The sequence below is a fragment of the Bdellovibrionales bacterium genome (genome assembly GCA_016714165.1).
Lineage (GTDB): Bacteria > Bdellovibrionota > Bdellovibrionia > Bdellovibrionales > UBA1609 > JADJVA01.
The window spans coordinates 76,771-90,840 of record JADJNU010000002.1 but is presented as its reverse complement, the minus strand read 5'-3'; the positions used below and the strand labels follow the sequence as shown (position 1 = coordinate 90,840).

Below are 14,070 nucleotides of genomic sequence, written 5' to 3'. Positions count from 1 at the left end.
ATCAACAGGAGGAGCAATTCATGTTAGTACACACCTTACTCTGGGGAACAATTGTCGGGCTTATTCATTTTGTGATCATGGGCATTCTTTACGGTAATCCAATGGTCGATAAAATCTATAAAACAGCTCAGCAAACTGAGCCAGGCGTAAGAAAATGGCTATCACAGAAAAAGTATTTAATTACTCAGTTTTTAGGCACTCAGGTCGAAGTCTACATTCTCACGTTTGCATTCTTTTTGTTTAAGCCATTCGTGATTGGTTCTCTGGCAGATGCAGTACTGATTTCTCTTTTGTTTGCGGCGATACGAGTATACCCGCGTTTTTGGAATATGTGGATTCAGTCGACCTATCCGAGCCGCTTGCTGAAGATTGAAGTGGTTAATGGAATAATTAGTACGATGACGATCATTATTACCCTCGAGCTACTATCATGAAAAAGCAGTCAGATGAAATAAGTGAACAAAAGCTGCCCACTGCGGCCTTGATTGTGCTCTCTATCATTGCAGAGCAAAGTGTTCACGGATACGACATCGAAAGGACTGTGACTACCCGTGGTTTTAAGTTTTGGACGGACATAGGTAAAACATCAATCTACAAATCACTGTCCTTCTTAGAGGAGAGAAATCTTGTAAAGACAAAACTTAAAGAAGGTAGTGGCCCAGTTAAGAAAGTCTTTTCTATTACCGAAAAGGGGAAAAAATATTGGCCCAAGATGGAGCACGGCTTTTAAGTAGTCCATCTCATCCGAGAAGCGAGGTGGATCTTGCAATCTACCTACTCCCGTTTTTGGCGCACAAAGAGGCGACGGCAGCTCTTGAAACTTGCCTAAGTAATTTGAAAAGTCGACGCAATTTTTTGGAGGAAAGATGCAAGTGGTGCAAGACCCAGGAGCTGCAACTGCCCCTTTTGGCATTTGAAAGGCCGTTACGCTTGCTCGAAGTTGAAATTGCATGGCTTCGAGAGGTATTAAGTGAGCTTCGAAAAAACAAGAAAGAGTTCAACATTGAGGGTTGGCGGAAATATGAATATCGAGAACCAACCGGTTGATGGAGAAGTTACGCAGGCCCCGGTAAAGACGATAGAGGCGAAGTCCATACTTAATCGTTCAAAAGCGCCAACAATGGACTACGTGATTAATCCCTACACGGGTTGTACTTTTTCTTGCAGATACTGCTATGCCGCGTTCTCACGTCTGCGCGAGGCAAACTCAGTCGTTCCATTTTTGCGGCATGTCCTCCAGCTGTATTCATCGATGCCGATTCGTTGGAGGCGTTCGGTGGTTTTATAGCCTTTTCTGACGCCATTAAGTGGCTCTGTTCTGTGAAGAGCCTCTTGCACCCGGGGCATCTAAATCGGCGTTTGAGTACTTGCAGCTGGATTCCAGATCCGCGGATGGGATGATCTTGGATTTTGACCCATCTGCGGTCATGGACGGAATTGGATTTCGCTGCGCACTTAGGGCATACTTCGAACTTGGATTCCTTGGCACACCTATAATGAGTCCTGAATTTGTGATTCTGCCAGTGAGTTAACATTTTCAGTTCTGGCAAAAGGATAAAATTCTGGGTACTTTCCCAATTGGGATTCATCCGTCTCTCCTTTTTAAGATTTGGTTTCGACAACCAAAATTCTAAGAAGATCTGAGACGGCTCTGAATCCCATTTTCGCCCGCTTGCGTACAAGCGGTGCGACCTAGACCAGAACCTAAGTTAGGCATAATTGACGCGCTCCGTATTAACTGCTGTTCCGCACTGCGTTCCGCCACGAACGGAGGAGAGCCGGACTTCCGCGTAGGGTCGCGTAGGATATATAGATGATTTTCCTCTACTCCTCTGCTCCTCTGCGCTTTTTGCCGAGGAGTAATTTGTGGAAAAGTCCGAAAGACCAAAAGTTGGTTTTATATCCGTCTCTTCTCACAGCCATATGTGGCTTCATTCTTCGAGATGCTCGAAAACGAATCCACGGGGACTGAAGTCCATCGAAGCAAACTGGCTTCCCATTTCAAATTCGTGCAGGGAATGGCAGTGGAACTGAAGATTTACCCTCGAAAATACAAAGAGAAAAATAAACCGATCTATATCTATATGAGAAGCAAGAAAGTTTCGGTCGATTACGCAAACAAGATCATCGGATTGTTGAATCGGTGGGGCCGCTTTGTTTCGGCTACAGAAGGTAGCTATTTTGAACCAGTGAAACCGCCAAGGGGAAATTTTCGCTCGGCAATTGCTGAAGCTCAGAGAACCAAGGCAGGCAAGAATAGTGAGCTTGGGGCTAGAACGGAAAGTCTGCTACTCTCACCCGATCTTCTAAAAAAAACTAGGGCCAATTTTACAGATCAAAACCACTATAATTGGCTGGAAATCCCTCTCTGGTTTGGACTTCGCCCCTCTGAGGTCGATGTCCTTCACAATAAAAAATTCTGGCAGCGCACAATGGATAAGGAATCCGGACAGCAGGTTCTCAGTGTGTATCAATCAAAGCTCGTCGGAATGATGGAGAAAAATAGATACAAACACATTCCAATTCTTTTCAAAGTGCAGCGCGATTGCCTCTCAACGATCAAACGTGAAGATTTTCAAAGGCCACACTCCAAAACGGTCCGAAAAGACGTGGCCGATGTCATTACCCTTTATGGAGTCAGAAAGTGTTTCACTGACTTGATGCTTTCAAAATGGCAAAAGAATGAAGACATTTCGATTTGGCTCGGCCATACGAGCATTGAAACTACTACATGGAAGCACTACAAAGATCGCAAGAGAATCAGTTTTACCCTAACTGATACAACGCTGGTGGGAAGCCCAGGCCGCCAACTCAGGAGAATCGGCTAATGGTTGCCAGTTTTATTTGTCTTCTCCTTCTCAATTTCTCGAAGGCACAGGCTAAGGACGTGTGGATTCACGCCATCGGTATTGATGAGAACGTGCACACGCAAAATCACGCCGACTTTTACCGAACCGGCCAGAACTTTGAATCGGTCTGTGCCAACTCCTCCAAGCGACCTGAGTGCCATCTTTTTGTAAACGATGATAAGTCACTTGTGCCTGGTGGCTGGCCCATTGAGTTGGAAATCAAACAGAACAAGGGACCAGCGCGTTCAGGGACATTGAAAACTTTGATTCAACAAAGTCTGGCAAAAGCAGGCAAGGGTGACACCGTAATAATTAGCCTGTTAAACCACGGGGCACCTGTCGCGGGAAAAAGCTCCTCCTGCGTTTGGCTTTCCTCAAAAGACTACATTTGCGACGACGATCTAAAAGAGCTACTTAAAAATAAACCGCCAGGAGTTAAGGTCTTGGTAAACGCGGACGCCTGCTTTACAGGTGGTTTTGCCAACTTGGCCTCTTCGGAAATCTGTGTCACCACTGCCTCCGACAGTTTCAATTTTGGAACCGGAGTAACGCATGACCTATGGAATGCGGTGAAAAATCGGCATCTCAAGAAATTATCGGACATCGAAGAGCCAGTTTACAACGAGTCGGGTACGCAACTTTTGCTCGCCTCTCAACTGGCAATTTCGCAACGATGTCAGGCAGCAAGGCAAAAGCTCGGGCAATCAGTGACCACGGTATCGTTCTTACTGTCATTCAGTGAGGGATATTCTGAGGACAGTTGTTCAGACGGCAACTACAATTCGGCAAAGATTTCGGCATTAGCGAAGGAGGTCATTGCGGCGATTGAGCGACTCAGCCCTCAATTATGCAAAGATTTAAAATTGCCCAAGATCGTTTGTGATGCGAGGACTCGTCTTGCTAGTGCAGATGCCGCGATCAAAAGGGCAGTCGCCGAGATAGTCAAGGTTGGAGAGGCACGGCACAAGACCTTCCAGGAGGCGTTGTCATTGTCAAAAGAATCTGAAGCTCGTTCAGGCAGTCTTTCTGAGGCGGAATACAAAGAACTTGGCGATAGTGTTGCGCTCAATATTGAACCCGATTGGACCAAGTTTGACTCTAGTCGAGCTGTGCTGGCCAAGGCGCTATGGTCAGATTACAAAAAATTGATGGCAAAATTGGACCAAATTAAAGGGACGCCCCCTGAGTTGGAGGCTTTTAAAGAGAGAGGCTACTACCGAGACTTGTTGACCGTTCAGAGCTGTCTATTCGAGCCAGCTCCAACTTCTCCAGAGGAGCAACCGTCAGCCCACCTCGCGGCATCGCTAAAATATTTTCGTGAGGTTCAGGCAAGTTTTCCCCAAAGGCAGTTTTCCGAGCGTGATGTGGAGGAAGCAAGACAATGCGAATCTTCTATTCAATTTTAATTTGGTTAGCAATTGCAAGTGAATGTCTTGCTGAGTCGAACGCGGGGTTGGAGAAGATAAATTTATTTCAGGCTCGTGGGCTAAAGAAGGGCTATTGCTATCAAGAGGTCGCGGCCATAAACTGCCGACAAAATTGTTCGCTACTGCTTTTTCCGAAGATGTCCGCGCAACTTGAGTTGAAGATTGAGGACATTCCTCAAAAAGCTCGTAATGAAATGGGCCATTTTTTTCTTGTTGAATTTCGAGTTTTAGATGACCAAGCTCAAAAAGTCGCGCTCTTGAGTTGGCGATCTAAATCACTGAGCGAAGTCCAGAAGACTCTCAGGCATTCAAGTGGCCTTGTTAAGGGTCATTCGTGTAATCGCTAAATTTTCTTCGGGCGGAAAAATGATGGGCTTCTACTTCGGTAGCTTGGTTGGGTCTGATAGTGGCGGAATTTTCCAGCCTGTCCTTATTTCAGGAGCTCAGGATCGAGTTCGGCTTGGTGCTTGGTGCAGTGATCACAACGGGAGTTAAACTGCCGGACGCATGTTTGAAGATCCTGGATTCCTGAGATTTAATTCAGGCAAGCTTCCCTGGAGTCTGGAGCAACAATCAAGTTGGCCAGTTTAAGTTCTACTCGTTTGCAGTTGCCATATTGATTATCCCGATGTTGCTAGAGGCAAGATAGGACCGACAGCTTCTCTTAATTTTATTTTTGCGACGATAGTTTCCAAAATGTTTGCGGATATTGAGCCCGCTGGAAAGCGGATGCCGCCAGCGAAACTGGTTCGATTGAGCTAACAGGAAATTATGGAAGTCCCGTTCAAAACTCAATACAAAATCAACCTCCGCTTTGTAATCGTAAGTTGGCTTTACCAGCATGGGCGGATTTATGAGCCACTCAGTGGCATCGTATTTTTTATAAGAAAACCCCATCTCTTCTGCACGCTTAATGGACATTTTGGTTACTATGACGTCCAGAAGATATTCAACTCGTTTGAGTGTTATCTCCGATTCGCGGTCTATTTCTTTGTGTTTCATCCAAGTCTTTTTATAATTGGACTCGGTCACATTCATCGCGGTCAAAACCTTGAAAAAAACATGACTTGGAGGGAGTTTGCTTCTTGAGATGCCATGAGTCACAGAAAGAACAGCCTTTATAACAGGCAAATGCTCAGGATAACCCCATTGCGCCAATTCATTTCGATTCCAAACTTTAGGGAGATCGTGGAGTTCCAAATAACCGCTTAAATGATTTTGAAGTACTTGCCATTCGACCACTGTAAACCAGTCTCGATAATTATCTTGATTGTCGAGCAGAAAGCGACCCGCGAATTGGATATCACCGATATGCTCCAAGGTGCCTTCGACGAAGGCTTTCTCAGTAATACCACCAAGGGCCCGCGCCGTGCCTGATGCACAGAGCAAGAGGGAAACTGCGATCAAATTTACAGAATGATGATAAAAAAAATGCAATCGACCTCCGACTTACCTCGTCATAACATTCAACCTCGCCGCAAGTGCATAGAGGCTGCACAAATCGAGCCATTTTTTTTCATTCACAACAAAGTGCAACAATTCAAACCGAACTGCTTCCCTCGCCATCTTAATGACCTTTCAAAGTATACAGGTCATTTTTCGGGTCGTCCTGCCTGTGAAGCACTTGGCGCCACATATCCTGGCTCTCCCAGTGGGTCAGGGTCGAGCGCAAGGCCTCCATGTAGATAGGGGCCATGTCTCCATCTGTCAGCATATCCAATAAAGTTTCGCGACTATGATTTAAAAGTCTTTTGATTTCAATTTTGTACAAACGAGTGTACCTAGTCCTGTCAGTAGGTCCAAATCCGGAGGGATCTTGGTCCGCCTCCGAAATTCTGATTCCAAGTTCGTTCCATTCTCTCCTTTTGGCATTTATCACAGAGAGAAAATTATCACGCTCTATTTCTCCGGCAAGCAGTCTTGCCTCTAGGCTCTCAGGTGAAGGAACAATGAGATTGGTCCTCCGACCCTCTTCTGAAATGATCTTAAAATTACCTAAAAGAGAGGAAACCAGGCCTTTCGCGATCAAACCGGCGGGATCCTGTGGGGACAATAAATTTCCATCACGCGCCTCACTTAATCGCACCATCTTAATTTCATCTAACATCGCGAGGTAATCCGCTCTGCCTGTATTAAATTCTGTTTCGATGTTTGCAAAATCAGGGAGCTGAGCAAGAACCGCCTCTCTTGTTAATTCGCCTCTTTTTTCAAGTCCAAGCAGAGTGTTCATTCTTATTTCGCTAAATTGATTAAATATTCGCTCCACGTCTGCCAGTTTCTCTTCGGCCTGCAAGATCGTGTGAGTTAAAGCCTGAGATGTTCCTTCTGAGAAGAGAATGGAGAGCTTTTTAAAGGTGTCATGGCGCTCCTTTCTAACTGCATTTACAGACTGGTTCAGCTCCTGAAGCCCAGAGGCCAATTGATTTATTTCAATCTTAATTGCTATCCTCCTATCTGCGAGCTCACTGAGGTTGTTTGAATCTGCAATTCGACCTGTCGTGAATGGTCTCACATATCCATCGTCACGTATCTTATTTGTGACAAAGAGAAACTCCTCAAGCTCGGTCAATATAGATTTGCGATAGGCAGCTCTTTCAGCTGAATAAATTGAATTGTCATGCCCCTCAGCATTGGGTTGAGGCCGATCCTCACTTCTAAAATCTCTTCCCAGAAGGGAAGAGAGCGCGTTCTCTTCCCATACAGCTAATTCTCTCTCAGCAGCGAGTTCATTCTGTGTCGCGGCCTCAAGTGTGAAAGAGCCATGGGTTCTGATATAAGTGGATAATTGATCTCTTCTTTCTGGAGTCAAGGGCTGGAGTTTGAGTTCCCACATTGCATCCGAAGGACGATGAATTCCCTTGGGAGCTGGCACTTCTTCTTGAATCTTAGCAAGATGTTGTCCATAACGGCGAGATTTGTCTTTCTTTAGCGCAATCAGGGCCTGTTCGCAGGAAGCGAGAACTTTGGCGAAGCCGTCCTTCTTTGTACGAGGTGCTCCTTTTGATGGAACAAAGTCTGCAGGTTGAGCACTGAACCGATCTATCTGGGCTGCCAGAAATGAATCGATCTCATTTGGTTTCGGGGTATCGATGTCATTTTCTCTAAAAAGGTGATCGATGCGCTGAATAATCTCAACCTGACTATTTGCATACAGCTTTCTGATTGTCCCGACAGTCTTCTGAACCTCTTTAAACTTAATCAAGGTTTCTATTTGAACGACCAGAGATTCGCCGTACTTTTCTACGATCTTAATTCGCTCAGCCACGGATGGATTCTCGTCAAAGCTTTCTCCTGCCCGCTTCTCGGCCTCCTCAATTTTTTCGAGGTATTCATGCAACACTCTCTTTCGCTCTGGGGAGCGGTCAACTTCTAATTCTTTTTGTGCGCCGTCGTAGCCGCCTTTAACCTGAAACTGTTCGCTGAGTTCCTTTTCGGTCGCGTGTTTGGCTTGCTCAAGCTTTGTCGCGAGTCTCGCAATTTCATTTTGCCGACCACTAAAAAACTTGAGGATCTCCAAAGATCTATCTTGTCGCTCCAATAGCTCCTTGGTGGGTTGGCGAACATATTCGATGTGATCGTTCAAAAATTCTCTGGCAGCGAAATTATTTGAATAGAGGAGAAATAGGCGATAGAGGACCGCCAGTGCATTTTCTTTTTCCTGATTTGGTCGTATTTCAGGAAACTCCATCCCTGAAATCTCGGAAATAAACCCCAGTTCTCTGAGAAGTGCATCAGGTTTTTCTGTGCCATCTTTGTAGCGGTCGCTAATTTGATGCCCGATCTTCTTAAGTGGGTCTGCAGAATTCGTATTTTCATAGGTTCTGCCAGGTTCAAGGACGACAAAGCGATCAGGCGGAAGGATCTGTCCCAAATGTTCACGAAATGCTTTCTCGCGACCCACGTAAACGAGACCATCGTGTTGGCCCACGATAACCAGCAATGGTTTCAATTTGTTCAGATCTTCTGGAGAGATCGGATCCCATTTGTAGCCCATAAAAGTTAAGTCAGTTGACCAAGGTGCCACCCCACTGATCTTGAGATTTCTCACAATATTGCTCATAAAACTCCAGTCGCTTTCCGCAACTAGATCACGATTCTCACCGACAAGTTTCTTCCAGATGACCTCTTCACTAAAGAGTCGATCTCTGGCAGATCCACCTAGAGTTACGTCGCCTGGAGGAGACTCAGCGATATAGCCGATGATTTGCCTATAGCGTGGGTCATTTCCCTTATCGAGTCTCCAAGCAACGTAAGCGGCTTCGCCCCCCCAACTGTGTCCATCGAAGATAACTTTCACATTTGGATGGATCAGATGGCTCATAATCTCTAGATTCATTTCGATTTGGTCTTCCATGCTCATAACCGGATCACGAACTCCGCGCCCATGACCTTGTTGATCGACCGCAATCGTCGGTATCCCATGTTTCGCCATGAAACTGGCCGCGGTACTGGCATTACTTGCTACGGCACTGGGAGTACCTCCACCATGTATGCGCCAATAGACGAGGGGAATTTCAGGTCCGATAAGATATCCTTGGCTATTTTGAATTGTCATTCGATCAGTGGGGATTGGTTTTGTAAAATAGATGTCTGTGCCATAAGCCTTGCCTCGCCAATTGAAGTTCACTCGAGCCATTCCTGAAATTTCAGGATTGAGGCGACCTGCCATTAAGTTGTGTTCAGCATTGGGGGTTGGGTTTGAAAGAAATCGGAGGCCATTTGGGAGGAAAGCGTCAAACGCCTGAGGGCCTGCGATACCCTGCCATGTTTTAGCCAGAGCAATTTCCTTCGCGAGAGATGAATGGTCCGGAAGGGGTTGTTCCTGACGTACTTGCGTGATTCTCCTATTTGCTTCCCTTGCATAACGAGAGAAATTTCCAGACCTTTCAGGCGCATAGTCTCCGATCAATTCGATCAAACAGTTTTTACCTACTCGGACGGTTTGAGTAGCATTGGCTTTCCCAATCTGAGGAAAGGAAATGAGAACCGGAAGAAGGAGAAGAATAAATAATGCATAGCGCAAAAAATCAATGGTATCGGAAGTACAGGAGACGAAAGAGACTTGGCCCTGACTGGCACTATTTATTTTTTTCAAAGTTATCTTTTCCTTTCGTGGATATCACATTTGGCTCACAAGATATGAATATTCCTGTTCTCAGAGGTGCAGCAGAAAGAGGAATCGCCCCATTCAAAACAATGGGTTAGATCACTTTAACTTGGCTCCAAACTGGGACTGACTTTCTACTTGAAACATGATCTTTAGGAAAGAGAAAACTTTTCAACATATTCTTCAACCTTGATTTAGTCAGGTTTTTTGTAGTTGCGACAGTTTTCTGATTTAGATCAGTAAATGTGAAGTCGAAATCGGGTTGAAGAAGTCTGTCGATTCAGTAGACTTCTGGAAATGAATATATTTCAGGCATCAATCAAGATGAGCTCCAAGATGATTTTCTCTTTTCTTTTTTTATTTTTAGCCGCTGTTGCTTTTCATTCGAGTGGACTGCAATTGGACCCTCATGTTGGAGGCAGGGCAGACTCCCAAAAAATCCATGTTAGTTACCAATGGCATTTGCATCAACCGATCTATTGGCCAGACAGAATTCCAGGAGGACACAGGGTTCAATGGGCTGCGGATTCTTACGATCTTAAAGCGCAGGGCCTCAACCGCTACGCGGGAAGCCCTTATTTGCACCCAAGAAATAATTTGGCTGAAGGTGACAAAGGGGAATATGACCCTATTTTCTCTAAAGAGGATCGGATTCATTCTTACCAAGAACGGCTTCGTGACTCTATTGGACTGTTGCGCAACTATCCTCAGGCTGGAGCCCAAATCAGTTTCACAGGCTCACTGATGGATAATATTGGGAGCCTTGGCGAGAAGAGACTCTTTGGTTACTCTCCTGATTGGGCTGTGGGCTTGAAAGAGGCCTCCCGTTGGCAAACTTCTGGGGGATTTTCTCGAGCGAATCTTATAGGCATCAACTATCATCACTCTCTTGCTCCCCTTTTGCCTCCCGCTGTTTTAAGAAAAGAGCTTCAGCTGTTTAAATTTGCCTGGTGCCAGACTTGGAATCTCAGTTCCTGCTCCTCATCTTCTGGTGGGGTGCGGGGGCCGAAGGGGTATTTTCCTCCAGAAGTTGCTTTTCTCGGAGACTGATTCCGCTTCTCAAGCAAGAGGGCTTTGAATGGAGTTTTGTGCCGGCCATTCATTTGGCTCGTAGCTCAGAAAATTTTCTTGATTCAAGCATTGCTCCCTTCCCTGGTACTGGAACTTGGAATACCAATCCTCCCAATCGTGCAGACCTTTTGAATCCAGCGGTTTTGCCCGCTCAGTGGTGGTCAGGGACTTTGGATGGACGCGGAGCTAAATTGCCGGCCCCATTTGCCTATCTGCCCCATCGGGTTCAGTACATCCACCCCGATACTGAAGAGATCAGTGAACTCGTGGTTGTTCCGATGGATGATGTATTGGGATACATGGACGGATTTGGACCCATGAGTCTCGACGTACTCGATAGAAATATTCGTCCTTACTCCGTGCCAGAACGCCCTTCTCTTGTTGTCCTTGGACACGATGGAGATAATGCTTGGGGGGGAGGCTATTCCTATTACATGGAGTCTGTTGCCAATACTTCGCGACAAGCTCAATCTCTGGGCTTTGAGATGACAACGGTCGATCAGTATTTGGCCGATCATCCTGTGCCTTCGAATGACATGATTCACGTTGAGGATGGTGGCTGGGTCAATCCCGAGGGAGATTGGGGGGATCCACAATTTGTGAAGTGGCTTTATCCTCCGGCTCGATCTCCGCAGGACCCTCTGTACAATTGGAGGGATCCAAAATCCTTCATTGATATTGAAAAAGGCTTCTCGGCCTCGTGGCGCAGCTGGGCTGTGATCATTGCCGGCTCAAATCTTTGCGAAAGCATTGAACAGATGTCGAGAGAAAGGGGTGGATTCAAAGAATTGCGTCTTTCAGAAATTCGAGAACCCAAAGCTGATGCTGGGGCAGCTGAGCGCTGTTGGCACTTTTTTCTTGCAGGTCTTGACAGTGGATTCATGTATTACGGTGACTCACTTGATGATGAGGTGAAGCAATCTGTGGCAGTTTCTCAAGCTTTTCAAGAGTCCCGTTCGGCTCTTGACGCAGATCTTGATCGAACACCTCCGTCCTTGTTGCCTCCTCAAAGGTGGCCCTACAATCCAGGGGGAAAAGGTTGGGGCGTGACAACAAAGTATCAGCCCATTGGCTTTAACGGCCAACCTCCTCACTCTCGAGACTTTTACGTGTGGACTCTGGCTCATGACGTTTCTGGAATCAGGAGACTTCAGTTAAAATATCGAATTTCTACCCGTGGTCAAAACTCGATGCGGGATTTTGATAACGAAACCTATCGAGGAGGTCCGACTGTAGGGGCCTGGCAAGCTTTGGAAATGCATTCGCGCCCAATTGATCCCCAGTTTAGGGGAGACCCTCCATCTCCCAATCTCGATTTTTTTGTCGTGCCGCCAATGATTGCAACTCATTATTGGGCCAAACTAACGGGCTTGGCAAATGTCCTTGTTGACTACTATGCCGAAGCGGTTGATCTCCGAGGGAATCGATCTCTTTCAGACATTGACCATGTTTGGGTCAATTGATCCAAACTTTTGAATCACTTGCAAATCGCGAAACTGTGCTCTGGATCGTTCAATGAAAGATTTTTTTCAGGAACAAAAACCATAACAGATTGTGGTCGGATAGTGAGTGGACCAAATGTCAGTGATCCATTTCCGGTCGTCCAGGCCTGCTCAGCTGTGTTGAGGAGATTAACCCACTTTTCCCTTTGACAAAAGCATTGACTGCCATTTCTGGAATTCCATGACTTAACCCAGCTGAGTTGAGAACAATAAGGACTTCGTCACGGGAAGCCTCGTCCACGCGAGAGAAGGCCAGAATTCCTTCCGAATTGCTATCAACCCAGCGAAATTTTGTCTTGCCATATTTAAGAGCATTACAAGATTTTTTAATTTGAAGAAATCGTTGGGTGGATTGGTAGACCTTGTGACTTCGATCCAAATAGGGGTCGTCCTCCCAGCTAGGGGATTCCTTGGTGAGTGGAAGACCGATATAGGCAAGCTGATTGATTTGAGGAACTGTGGAGCCCAAACGGGTCATTCCACCCATAAACATATCCTGACGATAAAGCGCGTGGGAAGACCCAAGACAGTCACTTTGTACCTTCTGAATGGCGTTACCCACCTGCATCTTGTCAAAATGACAGTCTCCATTCAAGCCTTGTTCCATTCCGTAATAGATGATTGGAGTGCCCTCGGAGAACGCAAGGTAGCCGAGGCCCAAGATAGTTTTCTCCTGCGAGGTCTTATAAACTGAAGAGAACCGAGGCCAATCATGGATTTCTAGCAAATTCCAGCTGAGGCGATAATCATTTTGGCTGGCGATATCATTGAAATAAGTACTGGTGAAATGAGCCTCCAAGGATTTTGGCGAACGAAGCCCAAGCAGAACATCGCGAGCGGTGCCTCCGTGGGCGAATTCAAAGGCAGCCGTCAATCCGGGGTAAGGAGCCGCTGGATTGGCGAGATAGAGACTCTTAAGAGTTCCGAGCCGATCAGTGAGAGCTTTCGGAACATCACCGTGCTCGTTGGGATTGTATGGATTCGAAAACATCCTTCCAAGCCGGCGCCCGATCCAGTCGCTTGGACCCGCTATTTCTCCGACAATAAAAAAGTTATTTTTGCCAATGCTGCGAGCATAGGCGCGGATGTGCGTACTGAAGTAGGCAATGAAATCCTCAGAAATGTGTTTAGCTGCATCTAGGCGAAATCCGTCGATATCTGCGTAGCCAATCCAGTATTTATGGAGGTTTGTGAAAATTTCTTGCAGGTCATGATTGCGGGTGTCTAAATCAAACATCGTGGCCACAAAATCGCCATAAATAGAGGCGGGGCCAGTGCCCTCCATATCACTCTGAGAATTAGGTCCGCAGCGATTAAAAAAGTATTGGCTCTTAAGTGGAGGAAAGAATCGGGATGAAAAGGAAAGCTCTCCTTGGCCGGGACTTTCACTCGGAGATCCGTTCCAGTTGCTGGCGTTGAGGTCATTGCTGCAGCGATAGTGGTCGGCCTCTTTTTTATAGTGGGTCTGAGCATCGCACATGTGGTTAACGACAAGATCCAAAATTACTTTGAGCCCACGCTTGTGGGCCTCTTTGGAGAGTTCTCTGAGATCTTCTTTGGTCCCAAAACCGGGATCGACTTCGGTAAAATCTGAGGTGCAGTAGCCGTGGTATGACCCGTTGTGCTTAAAAACCGGAGTAAGCCACAGGCTTGTTACTCCGAGGTCCTTAAGGTAGTCAAGGCGCTGAATAATCCCACGGAGGTCACCCCCATGACGGTAATCGAGGATTCCGTAGAGATTTCCCGTTTTGATTTCATTTTCCTGAGTGAGACTCAGGTTTGAAATATCATTTGAGGAATCACCATTATTGAAGCGATCAACCTGGATCTGGTAAACGATCTGCTCTCCCCAAAAATCAGGTGATTTTTCGCGAGGTAATTCTGTTTTTAAAAAATCTTCTTCTCCTTGCGCAGTATTTTCTTTCGTCCATTTTTTTACGGCCTCAATTCCGTCTCGTTCAGCATCAGGTAGGGCTCTCGCTGAGGAGGCGTAGGAAAAAATAAATGAGAAAAAAACAAAAAAAGCGATCGATTTGATCATTTCACTTTTAAAATATCGTGTCAAAATGCCCCCCCGAGCTAAAGAATGAAAATGTCTTAGACATAGGATTATT

12 protein-coding genes are annotated in these 14,070 nt (G+C 46.1%); 8 read left to right on the top strand and 4 right to left on the bottom strand.

All coding sequences use genetic code 11. The features are described from left to right. Positions 1 to 20: 20 nt before the first annotated feature. Genes IPJ71_11595 through IPJ71_11585 form a run of 3 tightly spaced genes read left to right on the top strand, consistent with a single transcriptional unit; the run spans position 21 to position 1,047 of the window. Positions 21 to 434, top strand: a complete 414-nt coding sequence (locus tag IPJ71_11595) for a hypothetical protein (protein ID MBK7844322.1) — start codon at positions 21 to 23, stop codon at positions 432 to 434. Then, on the top strand, positions 431 to 730 hold the full coding sequence (locus IPJ71_11590) for a PadR family transcriptional regulator (protein ID MBK7844321.1): 300 nt from the start codon (positions 431 to 433) through the stop codon (positions 728 to 730). The genes IPJ71_11595 and IPJ71_11590 overlap by 4 nt, the downstream gene beginning before the upstream one ends. Next, positions 703 to 1,047 (top strand): hypothetical protein, encoded by a 345-nt coding sequence (locus IPJ71_11585; protein ID MBK7844320.1) that lies wholly within the window; start codon positions 703 to 705, stop codon positions 1,045 to 1,047. Before IPJ71_11590 ends, IPJ71_11585 begins: the two co-directional genes overlap by 28 nt. A gap of 86 nt (positions 1,048 to 1,133) precedes the next feature. On the opposite strand, the gene IPJ71_11580 is transcribed toward IPJ71_11585, so the two are convergent. Then, entirely contained in the window at positions 1,134 to 1,589 is a 456-nt protein-coding gene (locus IPJ71_11580) for a transposase family protein (protein ID MBK7844319.1), read from the bottom strand. 429 nt (positions 1,590 to 2,018) lie between these two features. On the opposite strand from IPJ71_11580, the gene IPJ71_11575 reads away from it, so the two are divergent. From IPJ71_11575 to IPJ71_11565, 3 genes are read left to right on the top strand one after another with little or no spacing between them, the layout of a single operon-like run. Next, positions 2,019 to 2,828 carry a hypothetical protein gene (locus tag IPJ71_11575; GenBank protein ID MBK7844318.1) on the top strand — a complete coding sequence of 270 codons (810 nt, stop codon included), beginning with the start codon at positions 2,019 to 2,021 and terminating at the stop codon, positions 2,826 to 2,828. Beyond that, positions 2,828 to 4,255, top strand: coding sequence for a hypothetical protein (locus tag IPJ71_11570; GenBank protein ID MBK7844317.1), 1,428 nt, complete (start codon positions 2,828 to 2,830; stop codon positions 4,253 to 4,255). Before IPJ71_11575 ends, IPJ71_11570 begins: the two co-directional genes overlap by 1 nt. Continuing rightward, complete coding sequence (locus tag IPJ71_11565) at positions 4,231 to 4,623, top strand: hypothetical protein (protein MBK7844316.1); 393 nt, start codon at positions 4,231 to 4,233, stop codon at positions 4,621 to 4,623. The genes IPJ71_11570 and IPJ71_11565 overlap by 25 nt, the downstream gene beginning before the upstream one ends. Before the next feature lie 247 nt (positions 4,624 to 4,870). On the opposite strand, the gene IPJ71_11560 is transcribed toward IPJ71_11565, so the two are convergent. Beyond that, positions 4,871 to 5,713 carry a hypothetical protein gene (locus IPJ71_11560; protein ID MBK7844315.1) on the bottom strand — a complete coding sequence of 281 codons (843 nt, stop codon included), beginning with the start codon at positions 5,711 to 5,713 and terminating at the stop codon, positions 4,871 to 4,873. 130 nt (positions 5,714 to 5,843) lie between these two features. After that, positions 5,844 to 9,371: a hypothetical protein gene (locus tag IPJ71_11555; GenBank protein ID MBK7844314.1), complete on the bottom strand. Its 3,528-nt coding sequence runs from the start codon at positions 9,369 to 9,371 to the stop codon at positions 5,844 to 5,846. Positions 9,372 to 9,680: 309 nt separating this feature from the next. Here IPJ71_11555 and IPJ71_11550 point away from each other — a divergent pair, with 309 nt between their 5' ends. Both IPJ71_11550 and IPJ71_11545 read left to right on the top strand, forming a co-directional pair. After that, on the top strand, positions 9,681 to 10,433 hold the full coding sequence (locus IPJ71_11550; protein MBK7844313.1) for a hypothetical protein: 753 nt from the start codon (positions 9,681 to 9,683) through the stop codon (positions 10,431 to 10,433). Positions 10,434 to 10,471: 38 nt separating this feature from the next. Beyond that, positions 10,472 to 11,917, top strand: a complete 1,446-nt coding sequence (locus tag IPJ71_11545) for a hypothetical protein (GenBank protein MBK7844312.1) — start codon at positions 10,472 to 10,474, stop codon at positions 11,915 to 11,917. Positions 11,918 to 12,035: 118 nt separating this feature from the next. Here the strand turns inward: IPJ71_11545 and IPJ71_11540 are convergent, their stop codons facing one another. Then, positions 12,036 to 14,021: a hypothetical protein gene (locus IPJ71_11540; GenBank protein ID MBK7844311.1), complete on the bottom strand. Its 1,986-nt coding sequence runs from the start codon at positions 14,019 to 14,021 to the stop codon at positions 12,036 to 12,038. Positions 14,022 to 14,070 lie beyond the last annotated feature (49 nt).

Excerpts from the sequence above, each read along its gene's own strand:
- IPJ71_11550 (MBK7844313.1), top strand. The coding sequence starts at position 9,681 with ATGAATATATTTCAGGCATCAATCAAGATGAGCTCCAAGATGATTTTC.
- IPJ71_11595 (MBK7844322.1), top strand. The coding sequence starts at position 21 with ATGTTAGTACACACCTTACTCTGGGGAACAATTGTCGGGCTTATTCAT.
- IPJ71_11570 (MBK7844317.1), top strand. The coding sequence starts at position 2,828 with ATGGTTGCCAGTTTTATTTGTCTTCTCCTTCTCAATTTCTCGAAGGCA.
- IPJ71_11580 (MBK7844319.1), bottom strand. The coding sequence starts at position 1,589 with ATGAATCCCAATTGGGAAAGTACCCAGAATTTTATCCTTTTGCCAGAA.
- IPJ71_11565 (MBK7844316.1), top strand. The coding sequence starts at position 4,231 with ATGCGAATCTTCTATTCAATTTTAATTTGGTTAGCAATTGCAAGTGAA.
- IPJ71_11575 (MBK7844318.1), top strand. The coding sequence starts at position 2,019 with ATGGCAGTGGAACTGAAGATTTACCCTCGAAAATACAAAGAGAAAAAT.
- IPJ71_11590 (MBK7844321.1), top strand. The coding sequence starts at position 431 with ATGAAAAAGCAGTCAGATGAAATAAGTGAACAAAAGCTGCCCACTGCG.